Origin of the sequence: Roseovarius halotolerans, assembly GCF_900172255.1 — a bacterium.
GTDB lineage: Bacteria > Pseudomonadota > Alphaproteobacteria > Rhodobacterales > Rhodobacteraceae > Roseovarius > Roseovarius halotolerans.
In genome coordinates this window covers 398,838-419,902 of the sequence record NZ_FWFU01000002.1, presented here as the reverse complement: position 1 = coordinate 419,902, position 21,065 = coordinate 398,838, and the positions used below count along the sequence as shown (strand labels likewise).

Below are 21,065 nucleotides of genomic sequence, written 5' to 3'. Positions count from 1 at the left end.
CGAGTCGCCATGTTTGCGGCAGCGCGGCAGGTGAGTCTTGGGGGTAACCCTGTGGATAACGCTATATGTTGCGCGCAGCCCTGCGGCGAGCGGGGAACAATATTGCGTCAGCGCGCCCCATATTGAAATTAGACGCATGTAACCCCATGTTTTCATGAGAAAAACAGGGAATGTCAAAAAAAGATGACGTTTCCCGAAAAAAGGGGTTGCAGGGTTCGGCGGCAATCCGTAAATACCCCCTCACCGGCGGCGCTGAGGCGCACAACGGAACGCCAGACGGAACGACGGAGCGACGCTCCAGAGGGAAGCGAGGCAGAAATACTTGAGGTAAGTGACGCAGGTTGCGCCAAACGATTTAGGCGCTTCGTGTTGATTTTGTCTCTACGCTCTTTGAAATCGCAAGTATCTGAAGAGATATGTGGGCGGTTTGGTTCTTTCGATGGATCAAATCCTGCATATCAACTACCTAGGGCTTCGGCCCGATGATGGATAGTCAGCTTCACTGTTTGAACGGCAACGTTTCCTTGGAAACGATGTACATCAAACAGATGACTTCATCGGCCCTGCCGGGTCGATGAGATGTGCAGAGGTTCGAACGTCAAGGATAAGCTGGCAACAGCTTTTCAACTTGAGAGTTTGATCCTGGCTCAGAACGAACGCTGGCGGCAGGCCTAACACATGCAAGTCGAACGAGACCTTCGGGTCTAGTGGCGGACGGGTTAGTAACGCGTGGGAACGTGCCTTTCACTACGGAATAGTCCCGGGAAACTGGGTTTAATACCGTATACGCCCTTCGGGGGAAAGAATTTCGGTGAAAGATCGGCCCGCGTTAGATTAGGTAGTTGGTGGGGTAATGGCCTACCAAGCCTACGATCTATAGCTGGTTTTAGAGGATGATCAGCAACACTGGGACTGAGACACGGCCCAGACTCCTACGGGAGGCAGCAGTGGGGAATCTTGGACAATGGGCGCAAGCCTGATCCAGCCATGCCGCGTGAGTGATGAAGGCCTTAGGGTCGTAAAGCTCTTTCGCCAGGGATGATAATGACAGTACCTGGTAAAGAAACCCCGGCTAACTCCGTGCCAGCAGCCGCGGTAATACGGAGGGGGTTAGCGTTGTTCGGAATTACTGGGCGTAAAGCGCACGTAGGCGGATTGGAAAGTTGGGGGTGAAATCCCAGGGCTCAACCCTGGAACTGCCTCCAAAACTACCAGTCTAGAGTTCGAGAGAGGTGAGTGGAATTCCGAGTGTAGAGGTGAAATTCGTAGATATTCGGAGGAACACCAGTGGCGAAGGCGGCTCACTGGCTCGATACTGACGCTGAGGTGCGAAAGTGTGGGGAGCAAACAGGATTAGATACCCTGGTAGTCCACACCGTAAACGATGAATGCCAGTCGTCGGATAGCATGCTATTCGGTGACACACCTAACGGATTAAGCATTCCGCCTGGGGAGTACGGTCGCAAGATTAAAACTCAAAGGAATTGACGGGGGCCCGCACAAGCGGTGGAGCATGTGGTTTAATTCGAAGCAACGCGCAGAACCTTACCAACCCTTGACATCCTGATCGCGGTTACGAGAGATCGTTTCCTTCAGTTCGGCTGGATCAGTGACAGGTGCTGCATGGCTGTCGTCAGCTCGTGTCGTGAGATGTTCGGTTAAGTCCGGCAACGAGCGCAACCCACATCCCTAGTTGCCAGCAGTTCGGCTGGGCACTCTATGGAAACTGCCCGTGATAAGCGGGAGGAAGGTGTGGATGACGTCAAGTCCTCATGGCCCTTACGGGTTGGGCTACACACGTGCTACAATGGCAGTGACAATGGGTTAATCCCAAAAAACTGTCTCAGTTCGGATTGGGGTCTGCAACTCGACCCCATGAAGTCGGAATCGCTAGTAATCGCGTAACAGCATGACGCGGTGAATACGTTCCCGGGCCTTGTACACACCGCCCGTCACACCATGGGAGTTGGGTTTACCCGAAGGCGGTGCGCCAACCTTTCGAGGGGGCAGCCGACCACGGTAAGCTCAGCGACTGGGGTGAAGTCGTAACAAGGTAGCCGTAGGGGAACCTGCGGCTGGATCACCTCCTTTCTAAGGATGATCCTGGCAGATTGGTTCGCCAATCTCGTGGATCACTTAGCAAGATCGATCAGTCAGATCGGTCAACATCAGACGGACCAGGCCGTCCTCATATCTCTTCAGACCAAGGATTTCAGGCCTGCCGGCCTGTTTGGGTCGGTAGCTCAGGTGGTTAGAGCGCACGCCTGATAAGCGTGAGGTCGGAGGTTCAAGTCCTCCTCGACCCACCATTCATCCAGGGCAATGACCTGGGTCTTATGGGGCCTTAGCTCAGCTGGGAGAGCGCCTGATTTGCATTCAGGAGGTCAGGAGTTCGATCCTCCTAGGCTCCACCATCCTTCGATTTGACCGTTAAGCGCCACCCGGCGCTTTGCCGTCCAATCGGACGAATTTGACATCGTTAAGAGAGATACAAATATCAACACTGTTTGGTGTTCGTAAGTACGCGAACATCTCAGTTTGGTGCCCAAGGCCCTCGGGCCGAAGGCGAGCGTATGACGCGGCTGCTTCCTCAACCGCCCATGCGTATGCCGGCTGAAACGAACAGAGTTGTCCAAGTCAAGTACACTAACCAATGTCCCGGAGCGATCCGGGGCGGGAAAGTATGACTTTTGGTTCAGGATAAAGGCGTGTCAACTGACCAGCTGGCATGCCGCGGCGGATGCAAGTCTGTCTTTTTCTGGATCAAATCAAGCGCGAGAAGGGCGTTTGGTGGATGCCTTGGCAGTAAGAGGCGATGAAGGACGTGATACTCTGCGATAAGCCATGAGGAGCTGAGAATAAGCTTTGATCCATGGATTTCCGAATGGGGCAACCCACCTGACAGTTCTCTATTGTTAGCTCTGCTATCAATAGAAAGCTGAACCAGGTACTTATAACCTGAATACATAGGGTTATAAGAGCAAACCCGGAGAACTGAAACATCTAAGTACCCGGAGGAAAGGACATCAATTGATACTCCCCTAGTAGCGGCGAGCGAACGGGGACCAGCCAAGCCTTGAGAGTGACCAGAACATGTTGGGAAGCATGGCCATAGCGGGTGACAGCCCCGTATGGGAAGCTCGATAGGATGTATTAAGTAGGGCGGGACACGTGAAATCCTGTCTGAAGATCGGAGGACCACCTTCGAAGGCTAAGTACTCCTTACTGACCGATAGCGAACCAGTACCGTGAGGGAAAGGTGAAAAGCACCCCGACGAGGGGAGTGAAACAGTACCTGAAACCGAACGCCTACAATCAGTCGGAGCTTGACTGGACTCTAATGACAATCTGCTGCATCAACGTGATCAACGCATCACGGAGGACAGCATGTCGGATCTTGCATTTGTTACGGACGGCACCATCGCGGTGATCGGTCTCATCGTCGGTTTGATCGACATGGGCGCCAATCATTGCACCAACAATGGCTGCTTGGCCAAAAGCGAGGTTCAGCCCTATACGGGGCTTTCACTTGGGGAAACGGTTTTCCAGGAAAACTCGGTCGGCGAGGAATTCGCCTTCCGCAGGGAAACCCGGCATGCATATGGCCCGTTTCAGATGATCTATGGCCTGTCCGCCTCGTCGGACAAGGAGATCTTCGGCGGTGTCGGTTATGCCTACACGCTCAGCAACGCCCGTGAGAATCTGTTTCTGCAGTTTCACACGATGGCCGGCCTTTACGACAAAGGCGATGGCGTCGATCTCGGCGGTCCGATCCAGTTTCGATCGGGCATCGAAGTCGGCTATCAGGCCAGAAGCGGTGTGCGCATGAGCCTTGGTGTGGATCACCGCTCGAACGCGGGGCTCTACAGCACCAACCCAGGTCTCGAGACCGTTCACTTCCGGGTCTCGATCCCAACGAAATGATTGTTATTAGTGTCCAGTCTTGTGACGGCGTACCTTTTGTATAATGGGTCATCGACTTGGTCTATCTAGCAAGCTTAAGCCGATAGGTGTAGGCGCAGCGAAAGCGAGTCTTAATAGGGCGAATGAGTTAGATGGATCAGACCCGAAACCGAGTGATCTAGGCATGACCAGGCTGAAGGTAAGGTAACACTTACTGGAGGGCCGAACCCACACCTGTTGAAAAAGGTCGGGATGAGTTGTGCCTAGGGGTGAAAGGCCAATCAAACTCGGAGATAGCTGGTTCTCTGCGAAATCTATTTAGGTAGAGCGTCATCCGAATACCCTCGGGGGTAGAGCACTGGATGGGTAATGGGGCCCCACAGGCTTACTGATCCTAACCAAACTCCGAATACCGAGGAGTACTAGATGGCAGACACACTGCGGATGCTAACGTCCGTAGTGGAGAGGGAAACAACCCTGACCTACAGCTAAGGCCCCTAATTCATGGCTAAGTGGGAAAGCAGGTGGGACGACCAAAACAACCAGGAGGTTGGCTTAGAAGCAGCCATCCTTTAAAGATAGCGTAACAGCTCACTGGTCTAAATAAGTTGTCCTGCGGCGAAGATGTAACGGGGCTCAAGCCATGAGCCGAAGCTTAGGAGTGCGTATGCACTGGTAGCAGAGCGTAGTGTGACATAGTTCCATTCCTCCTTAGCGCCTTCGGGCGTGTTGGAGGAGAGGAGCTTTCGATGAAGCCGGGGCGTGAGCCATCCGGTGGAGAGATCACTAGTGAGAATGATGACATGAGTAGCGACAAACAGGGTGAGAGACCCTGTCGCCGAAAGTCCAAGGGTTCCTGCTTAAAGCTAATCTGAGCAGGGTAAGCCGACCCCTAAGGCGAGGCCGAAAGGCGTAGTCGATGGGAACCAGGTTAATATTCCTGGGCCAGATGGAAGTGACGGATCTCGAGGGTTGTTCGTTCTTATCGGATTGAACGGGCCGCTTAGAGGTTCCTGGAAATAGCTCCATCGCTAGATCGTACCCTAAACCGACACAGGTGGACTGGTAGAGAATACCAAGGCGCTTGAGAGAACGATGTTGAAGGAACTCGGCAAAATACCTCCGTAAGTTCGCGAGAAGGAGGCCCAGTTTCTACGCAAGTATTGGCTGGGGGCACAAACCAGGGGGTGGCGACTGTTTACTAAAAACACAGGGCTCTGCGAAGTCGCAAGACGACGTATAGGGTCTGACGCCTGCCCGGTGCCTGAAGGTTAAAAGGAGGGGTGAGAGCTCTGAATTGAAGCCCAGGTAAACGGCGGCCGTAACTATAACGGTCCTAAGGTAGCGAAATTCCTTGTCGGGTAAGTTCCGACCTGCACGAATGGCGTAACGACTTCCCCGCTGTCTCCAACATCGACTCAGCGAAATTGAATTGCCTGTCAAGATGCAGGCTTCCCGCGGTTAGACGGAAAGACCCCGTGCACCTTTACTACAGCTTCGCACTGGCATCAGGATTGTGATGTGCAGGATAGGTGGTAGGCTTTGAAGCAGGGACGCTAGTCCTTGTGGAGCCTCCCTTGAGATACCACCCTTCGCACTCTTGATGTCTAACCGCGGTCCGTTATCCGGATCCGGGACCCTGCGTGGCGGGTAGTTTGACTGGGGCGGTCGCCTCCTAAAGCGTAACGGAGGCGCGCGAAGGTTGGCTCAGAGCGGTCGGAAATCGCTCGTTGAGTGCAATGGCAGAAGCCAGCCTGACTGCAAGACTGACAAGTCGAGCAGAGTCGAAAGACGGCCATAGTGATCCGGTGGTCCCGAGTGGAAGGGCCATCGCTCAACGGATAAAAGGTACGCCGGGGATAACAGGCTGATACTGCCCAAGAGTCCATATCGACGGCAGTGTTTGGCACCTCGATGTCGGCTCATCTCATCCTGGGGCTGGAGCAGGTCCCAAGGGTATGGCTGTTCGCCATTTAAAGAGGTACGTGAGCTGGGTTTAGAACGTCGTGAGACAGTTCGGTCCCTATCTGCCGTGGGTGTAGGATACTTGAGAGGAGTTGCCCCTAGTACGAGAGGACCGGGGTGAACGATCCACTGGTGGACCTGTTGTTGCGCCAGCAGCAGTGCAGGGTAGCTATGATCGGAAAGGATAACCGCTGAAGGCATCTAAGCGGGAAGCCCCCCTCAAAACAAGGTATCCCTGAGGGCCGTGGTAGACCACCACGTCGATAGGCCGGAGATGTAAGCGCAGCAATGCGTTCAGTTGACCGGTACTAATTGCCCGATAGGCTTGATTTGATCCAGTAGAAGTCAGACTTCTACGGACAGAAAGTCAGTTTGACTTGGAATTTCGAGGTTTTTTCTCGGTTTGGTGGTCATAGCAAGAGCAAAACACCCGGTCCCATCCCGAACCCGGCCGTTAAGTGCCTTCGCGCCAATGGTACTGCGTCTTAAGACGTGGGAGAGTAGGTCACTGCCAAACCTAGTAAGAACCTCGATGTATCTCTCTTTCGATGCGCCCCTTTCATACGAGATTGCTTGGGGCGACCATTTTTGGCGCGGGATGGAGCAGTCCGGTAGCTCGTCAGGCTCATAACCTGAAGGTCGCAGGTTCAAATCCTGCTCCCGCAACCAAAATTTCCCCATAAAACCAAGCACGTATCGATCGTCTCCGGGCGATTTTTAGTTTTGGCGATCTGGTCGCGGAAGCAGGCGCAAGGCGTTGACCCAGCCCACAGAAATCGGGCCGTTGAGGCGTTCGTCATCCGTCCGGGATAAGGATGGAGCATGAAGCGTGGCTTCTCAGACGAACAGATGATCGGGATGATCCAGAACGTCACGGCGAATACGAAGCTGGTATGGCTGGTATGAAAGCGCCGGAGCTTTCACGTCGCCAGGGCATTGGGGACGCGGCCTTCTACAGTTACAAAGCCAAGTTTGATGGCATGAGCATATCGGATGCCGGGACGCTGCGGGCGCTGGAAGATGAGACCAACGAGCTCAAGTGTATGCTGGCGGGTGTGATGCTGAATGACTCAGCATCGAGGGATCTCGCGACAAGCATACTGACGCCTGATTTATAGCGACGAACTGTGCGTGATGTGGTGGATCGGCACGGCTTGTCCGAGCGCCGGGCGCAGGAACTGGCGGATCTCAACAGGTCAGTCTTGGAGTATCGTGAACGAGACGCGGGCGAAAATGCGATACGCAAGCGGCGGTGAGACTTGGCGAATGAGCATCGTCCGCTCGGCTAGCCGTCTCGACAGCGGTCGCATAGCCCCCAAGTCGCGCTCATTCGCCCAGCCCCGTGATCGGGATGGGCGGGCACATCATCCGATATTGTCGAGGCCTAGGCGAAAAAGAAGGTCCACGGATCGTTTGCTGTCGCGTCCTCGGCCTCCTTGTCCATCTGCTCCTGTGCTGCGGCTTCGAGCGTGCCGGCGTTCATCTCCAGGCCAAACAGGTCCAGCAATGACTCGCCGGTTTCCGCTGCCTCCTGGGTCAGTGGATCGCTCCAGGGTGTCGATTCCGGTTCGGAGGATTGTGACGACATGCCGATCCCGAAAACCTGGTGGAAATCCGCCACGGACGGATCGCCCGGGAGCTGCGGAGCGACGTTCTCCAAGATCACCGTATGACCTTCACTCAGCTTGATCTCGAGGTTGTCCCCGCGAATGCTGGCATTCTGGAGCATGAACTCTTCCCAGAAACGCTGGCCATTCTCGTCGCTCACCTCCAGCCCTTCGATCTCGAGAAAATCCTCGCCCAGGGTAAAACCCTGCACGATGTCGGTCTCGACAGGGTCTAATGGCTCTTCATTGACGCTGAACGAGAGGATCGTCGTTTCGGCCCCCGCTTCCAGCACGTCGTTGCCAGCGCCGCCTGCAAGAAAATCCCTTTGTCCCGATGCGACAAGACGGTCATTGCCGTCGCCTCCGAAAAGGGCGTTGGACCCCTCGCCGCCGAAGATCGTGTCATTTCCGCTTCCGCCAGACAGCAGGTCATCGCCCCAGTCGCCCGTCACGCGGTCATCGCCGGCACCGCCATCGACCCGATCGTTGCCCCAGCCCCCTTTGAGCTTGTCGTCGCCGCTTCCGCCTGAAATCGAGTCATCGCCAAGCCCGCCATTGAGCCAATCGACACCCGCGCTGCCGGTCAGGACGTCATCGGCGTCGTTGCCTTTGATCCAGTCGAGAGGGGCCTGGGCTGCCTCTTCGATGATATCCGGGCTGGTAGTTGTTGAGGCCCCGAATATCTGGTGGAAATCGGCCACTGTCGAGGTTTCGGGAAGTTGCGAGACCAGGCCCTTCAGCACAACGCTATGGCGGTCGCTCAGAGCGATCTCGAGATCGTTTCCTTGAATGCTCGCATTCTCACGCATGAAGTCTTCGCCTGAAAACCCGTCGCCGCGCTCAGAGAAGTCCAACCCGTCAATTTCGATGACATCCTGACCCAGAACGAAGTCATAGACGGTGTCGACTTCCACAGGAGTCCCAATGGCCTGCTCGACCGTGAATCTGAGGATCGTGGTCTCGGCCCCGGCATGGAGCCGGTCATCGCCTGCACCGCCGTCAAGAATGTCGAGCCGCCCGGTGGCGAAAAGGCGGTCGTCACCTGCACCACCAAACAGGACATTGTCGCCATCCCCGCCGAACAGCCGGTCATTGCCATTCCCGCCGAACAGCTGGTCATTGCCCCAGTCCCCGGTGACTTTGTCATCTCCAGCGCCACCGTCGACAATGTCGTCGCCCCAGCCGCCTTTCACAGTGTCGTCTCCGAGTGCGCCCCAGACCGTATCATTACCCAACGTGCCATTGATCTGGTCGGCCGCTTCGGTGCCGATCAAGAGGTCATCCTCCGGCGTGGCCGAGGCCGCGACCTCAGCCAAGGCCAGAAGCGTCTCGAAAGGCGCGAGCTCGAGGAGCGCATCCGTAGCGACAGGTTCAAGCGTCTCGAGCTCGGCTTTCTCCAGGACAATGCGCACAACCTCGTAATCATGTTCAAACGTGACATCGAGGCTCGAGGGGGTATAGGATGCGGTCAGATCGACCGTGTAACTGGATGTCTCGCCAAAACTTCCGATCAAGTCGCCATCGCCGGGGTGATACAGTTGCTCACCTGTGGCCCAGAGATGCGTTACCTCGGCGTTGAGAAAGCTTTCGTCGAACTGGAGGCTGTAATCCAGCTGTTCCCCGGAAAAATCGCTGGCCGCAAGAAAGACGGTTACCTCGGTGTCATTGCCATACACATAGCTGTTTACATGGTCGCCGCCGATATAAGATCGGCCAAGGTCAGCCACGTTCGAGATGTTGTCCTGAAACCCGTTATAGAGAAACTTGCCGGGGATGCTTTCGCCCATGAGGTCGAACAACTTGCCGCCCACAAGCAGTTCATCGCGCCAGCCAAGAGAGCCGCCATTGCTGTGACCGATGGCATAGACCGTACCGACATCCATTCCGGCGGCCAGAAACTGGGCATTGACCTGAAGCAGATTCGTCAGCCCCGGCGCGCCGTATTCAAGCCGATCTTCGGCGCCAGCAGAGGGTGACAGATACCCGCCCAGAAACTCGAATTCCTTGCCGCCGCTGGCCTGTTCCCAAAGGGAAAAGGCATCATCCAGACGATAGCCGTTTGCATCGGCATCCATGCCGCGGCTGATATTGTCGAAGGTCGGCGTGTATTTGTGGAACAGAAGCGTATCGACTTTGTCGATGGCACCGGTGTCGATGAATGCTTCGATGAAATCCACATTGTCCGAAAAGTCGCCTCCATTCTGGCCGGGGTCGGCCTGATGGCGCGCCAGCTGAACGGCCAGCTTGACCTCAATGCCATCGCTGTTGAGGGTCGGGTCGTCGAAAACCGCGCCCATCTCGTCGACCACTGCGGCAAAGACCTTGCCGAACTTTTCGGCAAGCGGGCCGGGGTCGGTCTGATAGGGTCGCCCGTTGGCGTCTGATGTCATCTCTTTCCAGATGTCGGTGGCATAATACTCGCTGCCGACCTCGATGGTGAACCCTTCAGGCACTGCGCCATACTTCCCTGCGACCAGCTTTTCCGCGAAGATGCGCGCATCGGCGCGGGCCTCGGCAAGTCCGGCCTCGTCGCCGTCGTCGAACATTTTTTCCACGTAGCGCGCGGTGGGGGTCACCATAGCAAAGGTGGCGCCGGTCTCGTTGGCGTAGGCGAACATCTCCTTGATGCCCTCGCGCGGGTCGCCATTGTTCCGGTCCCATTCAATCAGGTTCTCGAACTTCAGATCGAAGACATGCTCTCTGGACCCATCCGCGCTGCCATCGACATTGATACCATCTTCAACCGGAATCCCACCCGGCCACCGAATATGCGGCAGCTCCAGCTCCTCGTTGCGTGCGGTGAAATTCGAGAACGGCTCCCATCCAAGAAACTCCGCGCCAAAGGCGCTGGCGGGAATGACCTCGTCGGGATTGACGTAGGTGTTTTCGGCCGTGTTGATCGCAATGGTGTACTGCATGGCTCAGCCCGCGAGCGACATGAGGGCGGCGAAGGACAGGGGCGGCACGACCAGAGCGGACGTATCGTTTGATGCCGCAGGGGGAGTTGGCATTTCCATGACTCATTGCCTTCTGCAAGGTTGGGTTATGCCGACCGATGCAGATTCCGTACCAACTCCTGATGGACCCGGTGGCGAACGGGCCTGTGTATGCTGGGTCGGGGGATAAAAGGGGCGAGGCGTGCCGCTTCGCTTTCGCAAGGCGTATGTGATGCGGCTTTCCGTCATCCGGGCCGGAGACCCGGATCAAGGTGTCCCGGACGTTTCTGAGACAGACCTGCTGCTCAACGCCCCGGACTCATGTGATTTGTCTGCCGAAGACCGTGTCCAGCTCCCGCGACCAAGAAATCCACCACGGTTCATTCCGTACGGCTGCACTCGAGCGGATCTTCCGCGATTTGCCTGCAAGTGTCGAAGGGCGCAGAAACACAGGTGACGCCCGGCAACAGGTCTCGTGATAGCGAGGTGCTATCGCCAGCGGGTACACAGGCCTTCGCCAAGCAAGATGTTCGCAATGTCCCGGCCACCCGCAAGGCGGCAACTGCCCAACCAGCGGTCATAGGAACGTTCCCCGCTCAGGGAACAAGTGACACGCTTGCCCCCGACCAGTGATTTCATCCGACGTGTCGCGCTATCGCCGGCGACCGTCCCGGTCTCTGCGCAGTCCAGTGCGGCGAGACGGATTGCCCTCCCGCCGACTTCGATCGTGTCACCGTCCCGCACATGGGTGACACGGCCATCTGTTTCGCGACTCCCCACCCCGCTATCAGGCTTTATCTCGGCGTGGCCGCGCCAGTTCATCGCGTTCCCCCCACGAAGCGCACGCGGTGGTCTTTGGTTCGGCGTCTCATCGAGCGACCGCGCAATGCCAGGCACTGACCAGTTATGCGGTACATCGCCATGCTTGAGATAGGTTCCAAACGCCAGCGTACCGCCCAACAGAAGCAGGACGAGACGCCGCGCTGACAGGATTCGCTGTGCGCCCTGCCAGGCACCGTGGGGGCGACTTCGCCAATATCTTCGACGAAAGGACATCACCCTATTGTAGCTGCGAATCTGGCGAATCCTTGACTGGCCCCGCCGCTACACGGCCTCGGGTCGAGAAAGGCAGGCGCGCGAGCGCTCAAGCCTAGCGCAGCGTGCCTTCCCAGAGCCCTCGGCGCACAAGTTCGCGCGCCACGTCAAGGGTCGTCGCTTCGACGACGCGGCAGGCGCGGGTCATCACGCGGGCAGGGCTTTTGACCAGGTAAACGGGCCGCGTCATCGTCGGTTCGATGATCGGCGCGCGCAGAAGATCGCCGCGCCTGACGAAATCCTGTGCCGCGACGGGGGCGAAGATCGTGTAGCCCGACCCGCGCGCCACCAGCTCCTTGATCTGGGTCATCGCGTCCATCTCGAGCACCACGTTCAGGCGCACGTCCTGCTGTTTGCAATAGGCCTCGATCTGGTCGCGCAGGCCGTTCGAGGGCAGCACCATGTCCAGTTTCTCGAGCGCACGCAGCGGCACGGGCGTGCCGGGCGGCGTATCGAGCGGCCATGCATCGGGCGCCGAGAAAAAGAACAGCTCCTCGTCCAGAACATGAGTGCCGCGCAGGGTGCTGTTCTTGCGCTGGTTATAGAGAAACCCGATATCCACCGTCCCGTCGAGCAGCCAGTTTTCAAGGTAGCCGCTCATCGCCTCGACAGCACGCAGGCGGATTTCCGGAGTTTCGTGCCAGACGGTTTCAGCCAGGGGAACCGACATGATCATCGAGCAGGAGGGCGGCATGCCGAATACCACACGCCCGCGTACGGTTCCGCCGCGTTCGCGCATGTCCTCGACGCAGCGGTCGAGGCTGTCACAGATCCCGCGCGCATGTTCCAGAAGAACCCGTCCCTCGTCGGTCAGATGCGTGCCCCGCGCCGAGCGCTCGACCAGCTTCACGGACAGTTCCTGCTCCATCCGGTGCAGGTGTTGCGAAAGAGACGGCTGCGCCACGCCGATCGCCTGCGCCGCCGCCGAGATCGACGGGGCCTCTGCCACGGCAAGGAAATAGCGCAGATGCTTGATATCCATGATGTGCCCGTTCGTTCAGCCGAACTCGATGACCTGCCGGATGGCCGTGCCATTATCGAGCTGGTCCATCGCCAGATTGACCTGATCCAGCCGCAGACGATGCGTCAGCATTTTTTCGACCGGCAGCTTGCCCTGCTGATGCAGCGAGAACATCCGCGGAAGATCGCGCTGTGGCACGCAGGAGCCGATATAGCTGCCCTTGAGCGAGCGTTCCTCGGCCACCAGCTTGAGCGCATTGAGCGACATGCGCGCATCCGGATGCGGCAGGCCGGCGGTAACGGTCGTGCCACCCCGGCAGGTGCAGTCATAGGCGGTTTCAAGCGCCTTCACCGATCCCGCCAGTTCGATGGCGTAATCGACGCCGCCCCCCGTCACGTCGCGCACGGCCTCGGTTGTGTGCTCGTCCGACGCGACGGCATGGGTCGCGCCCATCTCCATCGCCGCGTCCAGCTTGGATTGGAACGGGTCGATCACGACAACCTGGCCCGCGCCCGCAGCGACCGCGCCCAGAACCGCCGACAGACCGACACCGCCAAGCCCGACCACCGCGACCTTGCTGCCCGGTGTCACGCGCGCGGTGTTGAATACCGCCCCCGCCCCGGTGAGCATCGCGCAGGAAAACAGCGCCGAGATATGCGTCGGGATGTCGGCCTCGACCTTGACCAGCGACTGGCGTGCCAGAACCGCATGGGTCGCAAAGGCCGACACGCCCACATGATGATGCACAGGCTTGCCATCCATCGACAGGCGGCGATGCCCGGTCATCAGTTCGCCGACGCCGTGATGCTTGGCGGCACGCGTGCAGAGCGCCGGGCGCCCTTCGGAACAGGGCAGGCAGGTGCCGCAGCCGGGTGCGAAGATACAGACCACGTGGTCGCCGGGTGCCAGGTCCTCGATGCCGGGGCCGACCTCCTCGACGATCCCCGACGCCTCGTGCCCCAACACCATCGGCACCGGGCGCGGCCGGGTCCCGTTGATGACCGACAGGTCCGAATGACACACCCCCGCCGCCGCAATCCGGATCAGCACCTCGCCGCGTCCCGGCGATTCGAGGTCGACCTCGCACAGGCGCAGCGCCTCGTTCTTCTGGAAATCGCTCTTGATGTTCTCGCGCTCAAGAACCGCCGCCGTTATCTTCATGACATGCCCTCCCTTGGTGTATCGCGTCTGCGCTCCGTTGCTACGCCCTGTCGCATTCGAACATCCTATCAGCGCCATAGGATTTCGCAGATAGAATGCACTCTGCAATAGCAAAAACCTATATCTGGGATAGCGTCAAGATATTGGCGCAGGCTTTGGCTCCGAGGATACAATCCTCTGCAGGTCCAAGGGGGAGGAGCCTCGACCACGAAGCCGACGATGCAGATGACGCTGCCAGAATTGCGCGCATGCATTGCCCGCAGAGCCGCCTGCGCAAACCTGGCGGCCTGTTGCGACAAGCGGCCCGGAAGACCGCCAAACCAATCGCGATCCCCTGAACGGATCGCTTGAAACGGGAGGAAACCCATATGAAACACCTATTCGTCAAACGGGCCGTCGCCGCCACGCTGGCAGCGGCTTTGCCTATGGCTGCGTTTGCGGCCGACAAGCCCGAAAGCCTCAAGATCGGCATGACCGCGTTCCTGACCGGGCCGGCCTCTGTTTTCGGTGTGCCGGCGCGTGACGCGACCGAGATCCTGGTCGAGAACATCAACGCCGATGGCGGCATCAACGGTGTGCCGATCGAGGTTTCGTTTATCGACGAGGGTGCCGGCGCGGAATCGCTGACATCGGAATACCGCCGCATGGTCGAATCCGGCGGCGCCGAGGTGATGCTTGCCTCGATCTCGTCGGGCAACTGCCAGACGCTTGCACCCCTGGCCGAAGACCTTCAGGTGCCCAACCTGATGTGGGACTGCGGCACGCAGCGCATCTTTGAAGAGAACGACTACAAATACGTCTTCCGCACCCAAGCGAACGCCACGCCCGAAATGCTGGCATCGGTGATCTACCTGCTGAAGACCAAGCCGGACTTCAAGACCATCGCCGTGGTCAACCAGGACTATGCCTGGGGCCGTGACAGCTGGGATATCTTCAGCACCGCGCTGAAGGCCATGAAGCCCGATGTCGAAGTCGTGGCCGAGTTCTTCCCGAAATTCGGCTCGCCCGACTTCTCGACGGAAATCTCGCGGCTCCAGGCGCTGAGCCCCGACGTGATCCTGTCCACCTCCTGGGGTGGCGACCTGGATACCTTCGTGCAGCAGGCCTCTCAGCGCGGGCTGCTCAACAGCTCGACCTTCGTGCTGCCGCTGGCGGAGTCCTCGCTTGAACGGCTCGGCTCGGCGCTGACCGACGGTCACATCGTGGGCGCGCGCGGCGATCACTACTTCCTGCATCCCGAACGCCGCGACGATGCCGATTTCCAAGCCTTCATGAAGCAATACGAGGAAAAGACCGGCGAAGTCAGTGTCTATCCCGTGTTCCACGCCAGCCAGGCCATCGCCGCGCTCAAGACCGCCTATGAAAAGGCGATCGCGGATAACGGCGTCGACTGGCCGAGCGAAGAGCAGCTTCTTGCCGCACTCGAGGGGCTGGAATTCCAGGGTCTCGGGCGTCCGGTCACGCTGCGCGAGGATCATCAGGGCGTCGAGGCGCAGCTGATGGGCACAAGCGTCCAGACCGGCGATTACGACTTCGCCACGCTGGAGAACATCATGATCTTCGACGGTGCCGAACTCACCACGCCGGTCGGCGAGATTTCGACCGAATGGGTGGGCAGTCTCGATGCGGGCTTCATCGACAGCGTCAGCGTCGACACCTACGAGAACTGAGACCGTTCTTTCGATATCGAACTCGGAGAGGGCAGCACATGCCCTCTCCCCGGCTTTCATAGAAATTTCCGGACGGGCACATGAATTTTGCGATCTTCCTGCTGGCGCTGTTTGACGGGATTGCCTATGCGGCGCTGGTCTTCATCGTGGCGCTTGGCCTGACCCTGATCTTCGGGGTCATGCGTATCCTGAACGTGGCCCACGGCTCGCTCTATGCGATCGGGGCCTATGCATCGGTAACGCTGACCGGCTATGCGCTGTCCCTCGGCTTCGCACCGGTGCTGGCCTTTCCGCTGATGATCGTTTCGGCGGTGCTGGTCGGCATCCTGATCGGCGCACCGCTTGAAAAGTTCCTGCTGCGCCGGATCTATGACAAATCCGAGGTGTTGCAGCTCCTGATGACCTTCGCGGTGTTCATGATCCTGGAGGACGTTCAGCGCCTTGTCTGGGGGACGCGACCCTATTTCGACTCTTCGGCGCTTCAGGTTCTGGGCAATGTCACCGTCTTCGGCGTCACCTATACCGCCTACCAGATGATCCTGCTGCCGCTGGTCGCTATCGCGCTCCTGCTGGGGATGCGCTTTTTCCTGCGCCACACCGTGACCGGCAAGCTGATCACCGCAACCACCGAGGACCGCGAGGCGGCCCAGTCGATCGGGGTGGATGCCGATAAGGTGTTCCTGTTCACCTTCGTGATCGGTGCGATCCTCGCGGGTCTTGGCGGCGCGCTTGCCTCGCCGACCACCTCGATCCTGCCGGGGATGGGGGCGGACATGATCGTGCTGTCCTTCGCTGTGGTGGCCACTGCCGGCCTCGGCCAGATCGAAGGCGCCGCGCTGACTGCGCTGATGATCGGCCTCGGGCGGTCCTTCGCGGTTTATCTCTATCCCGAAATCTCCGTTCTGGTGCCTTATCTGATCATGGTGCTGGTGCTGCTGGTGCGTCCCGAGGGCCTGTTCGGAACGCCGGGCGCGCGCAAGATCTGAGGTCGCCATGAGCAGCACAACCGAACAAAGGAAGGTGAATGCCCGCATGAAGAACCCTCTTTTCCTTCTGTGGATCATCGGGATCGTGGCCATTGCCGCCGTGCCCTTCGCAATGCCGTCGCTGCAACTGCTGGTCAGTTTCGCAATGGCCAAGGGGCTCGGGGTGCTGGGCGTCACCGTCCTGTTGCGCGCCGGGCAGGTGTCATTCGGCCATGCGCTCTATTTCGGGATATCGGCCTATGCCGGCGCCTTCCTGATGGCGTCGATGCCGGGCACGGATTTCGTGATCGTGCTGATCGCGGGCACGCTTGGCGCGGTGCTGGCGGGGCTTCTCGTGGGGCTGTTCGTGGTGCGCTATCGCGGCATCTTCTTCGGGATGCTGAACCTCGCCTTTTCGATGATCTTCTGGTCGATCCTCGAGAAATTCTACCACTATACCGGCGGCGCCGACGGCATTCGCCTGCCGCGCCCGATGGTGCTGGGCAATACGCTTGATCACGTTCAGTTTGAACTGGTGCTGTTCTACACGGCCGTGGTTCTGATGGTGGCGCTGGGCTGGTTCACGACGCGCTGGTTCGCCTCGCCCGTCGGGCAGCTTTTCCAGACCATCAAGACCAACGAAACGCGGCTTGAATACCTGGGTGTCTCGCCGCGCCGCGCGCTCCTGTCGGGCTATCTTCTGTCGGCTGTGCTTTGTGGCGTGGGCGGCGTGATGATGGGCATGGCGCAGGGCGTGGTCACACCGGAATATGTCTGGTGGGTGCGCTCGGCGGAAATGGTGTTCATCGCCGTTCTTGGCGGCGCGGGCTCGGTTCAGGGGGCGTTCCTCGGCGCGCTGATCTACGAATTCGTGCGCACCTATGCGTCGGTCTATGCCGGTGACATCTGGCAGATGATCCTTGGCGGCTTCCTGCTGATCATCATCCTGTTCGCACCGGGCGGCCTGATCGCCATCCTGAATTCGCTGTTCAACCGCGGCTCCGGCAAGGGAGGGACCGGCAAATGAGCGACGTTCTTCTGGAAACCCGCAACCTTGTGATCAAGTTCGGCGGCGTCACCGCCGCTGACAATGTCTCGCTCAAGATCCACGCGGGGCGGAACATGGCCATCATCGGTCCCAACGGCGCGGGTAAGACCACGTTCCTCAATATCTGCACCGGCTGGATCAAGCCAACCCAGGGGCAGGTTCTGTTCGAGGGCCGGGACATCACGCCGCTGCCGCCGCGCAAGATCGTGCAGCGCGGCGTCGCGCGCGCCTTCCAGATCCCGCAGCTTTTCACCGAGCACACGGCGCTTGAAAACCTGCTGATCGCGGTCTCGGCGCGTGACCACCTGCGCAACCCGCTGATGGACATGCACGCGATCCCCGAACGCGACGAGATGCTGCACCTGCTGGACATGGTGGGTTGCGCCGATGTGGCCGACACGGTGGTTGTCGAACTCTCGGAAGGGCAGCGCAAGCTGATTGATGTCGCGGTCGCGCTGGCGCTCAAGCCCAAGCTGCTGCTGCTGGATGAGCCCACGTCCGGCGTTGCCTCATCCGAAAAGCACGCGATCATGGAAATCCTGATCGGTGCGCTCAAAGAGGCCGATGTCACGTCCGTCTTCGTCGAACATGACATGGGCATCGTCGAGAAATACGCCGACGAGGTCGCGGTCTGGAACAGCGGCGATGTGCAGCTGCGCGGCACGCCGGCGGAAATTCTGGAACATCCCGATGTGATCCGGGACGTGATCGGGGAGGGTGTCTGATGCTGGAACTGCGTGACGTGAACGCCTCGATCGGGAACATCCCGATCCTGCGCAACCTCAATTTCAGCATCGATGAGGCGCAGACCGTGGCCCTGATCGGGCGCAACGGCGCGGGCAAGACGACGCTCTTGCGCACGATCATGGGGTTCACGCGGGCCAGCGGCGATATCCTGTTCGACGGCAAGTCGATCACCGCCATGCACCCGCCCAAGCGCCCCGGCCTCGGCATCGGCTACGCCCCCGAGGATCGCCGCCTGTTCTCGGCCTTCACGGTCGAGGAGAACATCCTGCTGCCCGCCCAGGCGGCGCGGCTCGACAAGGCGGAAACCAACCGGCGGCTCGAGCGGGCCTATACCGTTCTGCCCGAACTGCGCGAGATGGCCGACCGCTCCGGCGGCACCGTGTCGGGCGGTCAGGGCAAGATGGTCGCGCTGGCGCGTGCGCTGATGCTGGGCACGCGGCTCATCATGCTGGACGAGCCCTTCCAGGGCCTCGCCCCGGCGCTGGCGCAACGCTATGCCGAGGCGCTGCGCACCCTGCGCGATACCGACCGCTCGGTCACGCTGATGATCACCGAATCCAACCCCTCGCTGTTGCGCGGCTTTGCCGATCGCACCCTCGTCATCGAACGTGGCGAGGTGGAGGAGGGGTCGCTTGAACCCGAAGGAACCAACGCATGAAAGACTCCGACACGATGAGCAAACTCGTCACGCCCGAACCGCTGAACCTGATCGGCAATGAATGGGTGCCCGCGCTCTCGGGCCGCGTGATGGATGTGGTCTCGCCCATAGACGGGCAACCCTTCGCGCAGATCGCCGACAGTGACGCGGCCGATATCGATGCCGCCGTCGCCGCCGCGCGCGCGGCCTTTGACGGTGGCGAATGGTCCACCCTGACCGCCGCCGAACGCGGCCGCCTGATGATCCGCCTTTCCGAACGCATCCTCGACCATGTCGAGGACCTCGCGCAGCTTGAATCGCGCGACAACGGCAAGCCCATTCAGCAGGCCCGCGCCGACATGAAGGTGACGGCGCGCTACTTTGAATTCTACGGCGGCGCCGCCGACAAGGTCCATGGCGAGATCGTGCCCTTCCTCAAGGGCTACAATGTCGAGGTCCAGCGCGAGCCGCATGGCGTCACCGGCCATATCATCCCGTGGAACTACCCCGCGCAGATGTTCGGCCGCTCGGTCGCCCCGGCTCTGGCGATGGGCAACGCCACAGTTCTGAAACCGGCCGAGGATGCCTGCCTGACGGCGCTGCGCATCGCGCAGATGGCGCTTGATGTGGGCTTTCCGCCGGGCGCGATCAACATCGTCACCGGGCGTGGGAATGTCGCAGGTCAGGCGCTCGCCGATCACAAGGGGATCGACTTCATCTCCTTTACCGGTTCGCCCGAAGTGGGGGTCATCATCCAGACGGCGGCGGCGCGCAACTTCATCGGCTGCACGTTGGAACTGGGCGGCAAGTCGCCCCAGATCGTGTTCGACGACGCCGATCTCGACGCGGCGCTGCCGGTGCTGCTGAATGCGGTGATCCAGAATGGCGGGCAGACCTGTTCGGCAGGCACGCGGGTTCTGTTGCAGCGCGGCATCTATGACCGCGTCGTGGCCGAACTGAAGACCCGCTTCGAAGCCGTCGCCGCGTCGGATTCGGGCGAGGATGCGGTGCTCGGCCCGCTTATCTCGGCCAAGCAGAAAAAGCGCGTCGAAACCTATATCGCCGAAGCCGACGCGCCGCTTCTGGCGCGCGGCACCGTGCGCGATGATGCGCCCGAAGGAGGCTATTACGTCGCGCCCGCGATCTTCGGCCCCTGCGATCCGCATGCCCGGATCGCACAGGAAGAAGTGTTCGGCCCGGTGCTCTGCGTCATTCCCTTCGAGGACGAGGCCGAGGCGGTCAGGATCGCCAACGACACCGAATACGGCCTGGTCGCCGCCGTCTGGACCCGCGATGGCGGGCGCCAGCAACGGGTCGCCAAGGCCCTGCGCTGCGGGCAGGTCTTCATCAACGGCTATGGCGCGGGGGGCGGTGTGGAACTGCCCTTCGGCGGTATCCGCAAGTCGGGTCATGGGCGCGAAAAGGGCTTCGCCGCGCTGCATGAATTCTCGCATATCAAGACGGTCGTTCACAATCACGGCTAAGCCGGCGCGCGCGCCGCGCCAGACACAGGATCAAAAGGGGTCAGAATATGAGACTTGAAGGAAAACGCACGCTTGTTACCGGCGCAGCTTCGGGCTTTGGCAAGGGCATCGCCGAAACCTATATCCGCGAGGGCGCAAAGGTGGCGGTCGTGGACCTGAACGGCGAGGGCGCCAAGGCCGTTGCCGCGGAACTCGGCGAGAACGCCATCGCCGTAACCTGCGATGTCTCCAAGGGGGATCAGGTGCAGGCGGCGGTGGACGAAACCGTCAAGGCGTTCGGCGGGCTCGATATCGTGGTGAACAACGCGGGCTGGACCAACCCCAACAGCCCCCTGATGGAAACCGACGAGGACACGTTTCGCAAGATCTACGACATCAACGTGCTGTCGATCTTCCACATGACCAAGACCTGCGTGCCGCTCTGGCGCGACAGCGGCACCGCCGGCGTGATGCTCAATATCGGCTCCACCGCAGGCATCCGCCCGCGTCCGGGCCTCACATGGTATAATTCCTCGAAAGGCGCGGTGAACCTGATGACCCGCTCGCTCGCGGTGGAACTGGCGCCCGACAATATCCGCGTCTGCGGCATTGCCCCGGTGATGGGCGCGACCGGCCTTCTGGAACAGTTCATGGGCGTGCCCGACACCCCCGAGAACCGCGCGAAATTCATCGCCACGATCCCGATGGGCCGCCTCTCCGAAGCGCAGGATATCGCCAACGCGGCGCTTTACCTCGGCTCCGACGAGGCCGAATTCATCACCGGCGTCATCCTCGAGGTCGATGGCGGTCGCACGATCTGACTAAGGGGGTGCCCGGCAGGCCGGACACCCTTCCATCGGCGCGTCATGGCCTCAAGCAGACCCTGAGCGCCAGGCCCATTCGCCCT

At 59.8% G+C, this 21,065-nt stretch carries 11 protein-coding genes, 3 tRNA genes and 3 rRNA genes; 14 read left to right on the top strand and 3 right to left on the bottom strand.

Annotated elements, in window-relative coordinates; all coding sequences use genetic code 11:
• Positions 1 to 624: 624 nt before the first annotated feature.
• The 7 genes from ROH8110_RS09060 to ROH8110_RS09030 all read left to right on the top strand — a co-directional run bounded on the left by ROH8110_RS09060 (position 625) and on the right by ROH8110_RS09030 (position 6,986).
• Positions 625 to 2,091 (top strand): 16S ribosomal RNA (locus ROH8110_RS09060).
• Between the two features lie 141 nt (positions 2,092 to 2,232).
• Positions 2,233 to 2,309, top strand: a tRNA-Ile gene (locus ROH8110_RS09055).
• 29 nt (positions 2,310 to 2,338) lie between these two features.
• Positions 2,339 to 2,414: transfer RNA gene (locus tag ROH8110_RS09050), tRNA-Ala, on the top strand.
• Between the two features lie 352 nt (positions 2,415 to 2,766).
• A 23S ribosomal RNA gene (locus ROH8110_RS09045) occupies positions 2,767 to 6,201 on the top strand.
• A gap of 69 nt (positions 6,202 to 6,270) precedes the next feature.
• Positions 6,271 to 6,385: ribosomal RNA gene (gene rrf, locus ROH8110_RS09040) — 5S ribosomal RNA — on the top strand.
• The 16S, 23S and 5S rRNA genes sit together here with 3 tRNA genes alongside, the layout of an rRNA operon.
• Before the next feature lie 75 nt (positions 6,386 to 6,460).
• Positions 6,461 to 6,537: transfer RNA gene (locus tag ROH8110_RS09035), tRNA-Met, on the top strand.
• Positions 6,538 to 6,683: 146 nt separating this feature from the next.
• Positions 6,684 to 6,986: a transposase gene (locus ROH8110_RS09030; RefSeq protein WP_139837396.1), complete on the top strand. Its 303-nt coding sequence runs from the start codon at positions 6,684 to 6,686 to the stop codon at positions 6,984 to 6,986.
• A 266-nt stretch (positions 6,987 to 7,252) separates the two neighbouring features.
• Here the strand turns inward: ROH8110_RS09030 and ROH8110_RS09025 are convergent, their stop codons facing one another.
• The 3 genes from ROH8110_RS09025 to ROH8110_RS09015 all read right to left on the bottom strand — a co-directional run bounded on the left by ROH8110_RS09025 (position 7,253) and on the right by ROH8110_RS09015 (position 13,628).
• Entirely contained in the window at positions 7,253 to 10,393 is a 3,141-nt protein-coding gene (locus ROH8110_RS09025; protein ID WP_085817427.1) for a calcium-binding protein, read from the bottom strand.
• Positions 10,394 to 11,561: 1,168 nt separating this feature from the next.
• Complete coding sequence (locus ROH8110_RS09020) at positions 11,562 to 12,488, bottom strand: LysR family transcriptional regulator (RefSeq protein WP_170156488.1); 927 nt, start codon at positions 12,486 to 12,488, stop codon at positions 11,562 to 11,564.
• A gap of 15 nt (positions 12,489 to 12,503) precedes the next feature.
• Positions 12,504 to 13,628, bottom strand: a complete 1,125-nt coding sequence (locus tag ROH8110_RS09015) for a zinc-binding dehydrogenase (protein WP_085817425.1) — start codon at positions 13,626 to 13,628, stop codon at positions 12,504 to 12,506.
• A gap of 368 nt (positions 13,629 to 13,996) precedes the next feature.
• Here ROH8110_RS09015 and ROH8110_RS09010 point away from each other — a divergent pair, with 368 nt between their 5' ends.
• The 7 genes from ROH8110_RS09010 to ROH8110_RS08980 all read left to right on the top strand — a co-directional run bounded on the left by ROH8110_RS09010 (position 13,997) and on the right by ROH8110_RS08980 (position 20,979).
• On the top strand, positions 13,997 to 15,298 hold the full coding sequence (locus ROH8110_RS09010) for an ABC transporter substrate-binding protein (RefSeq protein WP_085817424.1): 1,302 nt from the start codon (positions 13,997 to 13,999) through the stop codon (positions 15,296 to 15,298).
• An 80-nt stretch (positions 15,299 to 15,378) separates the two neighbouring features.
• Positions 15,379 to 16,284: a branched-chain amino acid ABC transporter permease gene (locus tag ROH8110_RS09005; protein ID WP_085817423.1), complete on the top strand. Its 906-nt coding sequence runs from the start codon at positions 15,379 to 15,381 to the stop codon at positions 16,282 to 16,284.
• Between the two features lie 46 nt (positions 16,285 to 16,330).
• Positions 16,331 to 17,290: a branched-chain amino acid ABC transporter permease gene (locus ROH8110_RS09000; RefSeq protein ID WP_085817823.1), complete on the top strand. Its 960-nt coding sequence runs from the start codon at positions 16,331 to 16,333 to the stop codon at positions 17,288 to 17,290.
• A complete protein-coding gene (locus tag ROH8110_RS08995; protein WP_085817422.1) occupies positions 17,287 to 18,036 on the top strand; it encodes an ABC transporter ATP-binding protein in 750 nt (249 codons plus the stop codon). Before ROH8110_RS09000 ends, ROH8110_RS08995 begins: the two co-directional genes overlap by 4 nt.
• Complete coding sequence (locus tag ROH8110_RS08990; RefSeq protein WP_085817421.1) at positions 18,036 to 18,716, top strand: ABC transporter ATP-binding protein; 681 nt, start codon at positions 18,036 to 18,038, stop codon at positions 18,714 to 18,716. Before ROH8110_RS08995 ends, ROH8110_RS08990 begins: the two co-directional genes overlap by 1 nt.
• Positions 18,713 to 20,179 carry an aldehyde dehydrogenase family protein gene (locus ROH8110_RS08985; RefSeq protein ID WP_085817420.1) on the top strand — a complete coding sequence of 489 codons (1,467 nt, stop codon included), beginning with the start codon at positions 18,713 to 18,715 and terminating at the stop codon, positions 20,177 to 20,179. Before ROH8110_RS08990 ends, ROH8110_RS08985 begins: the two co-directional genes overlap by 4 nt.
• Before the next feature lie 47 nt (positions 20,180 to 20,226).
• A complete protein-coding gene (locus ROH8110_RS08980; protein ID WP_085817419.1) occupies positions 20,227 to 20,979 on the top strand; it encodes an SDR family oxidoreductase in 753 nt (250 codons plus the stop codon).
• The last annotated feature ends 86 nt before the right edge of the window (positions 20,980 to 21,065 follow it).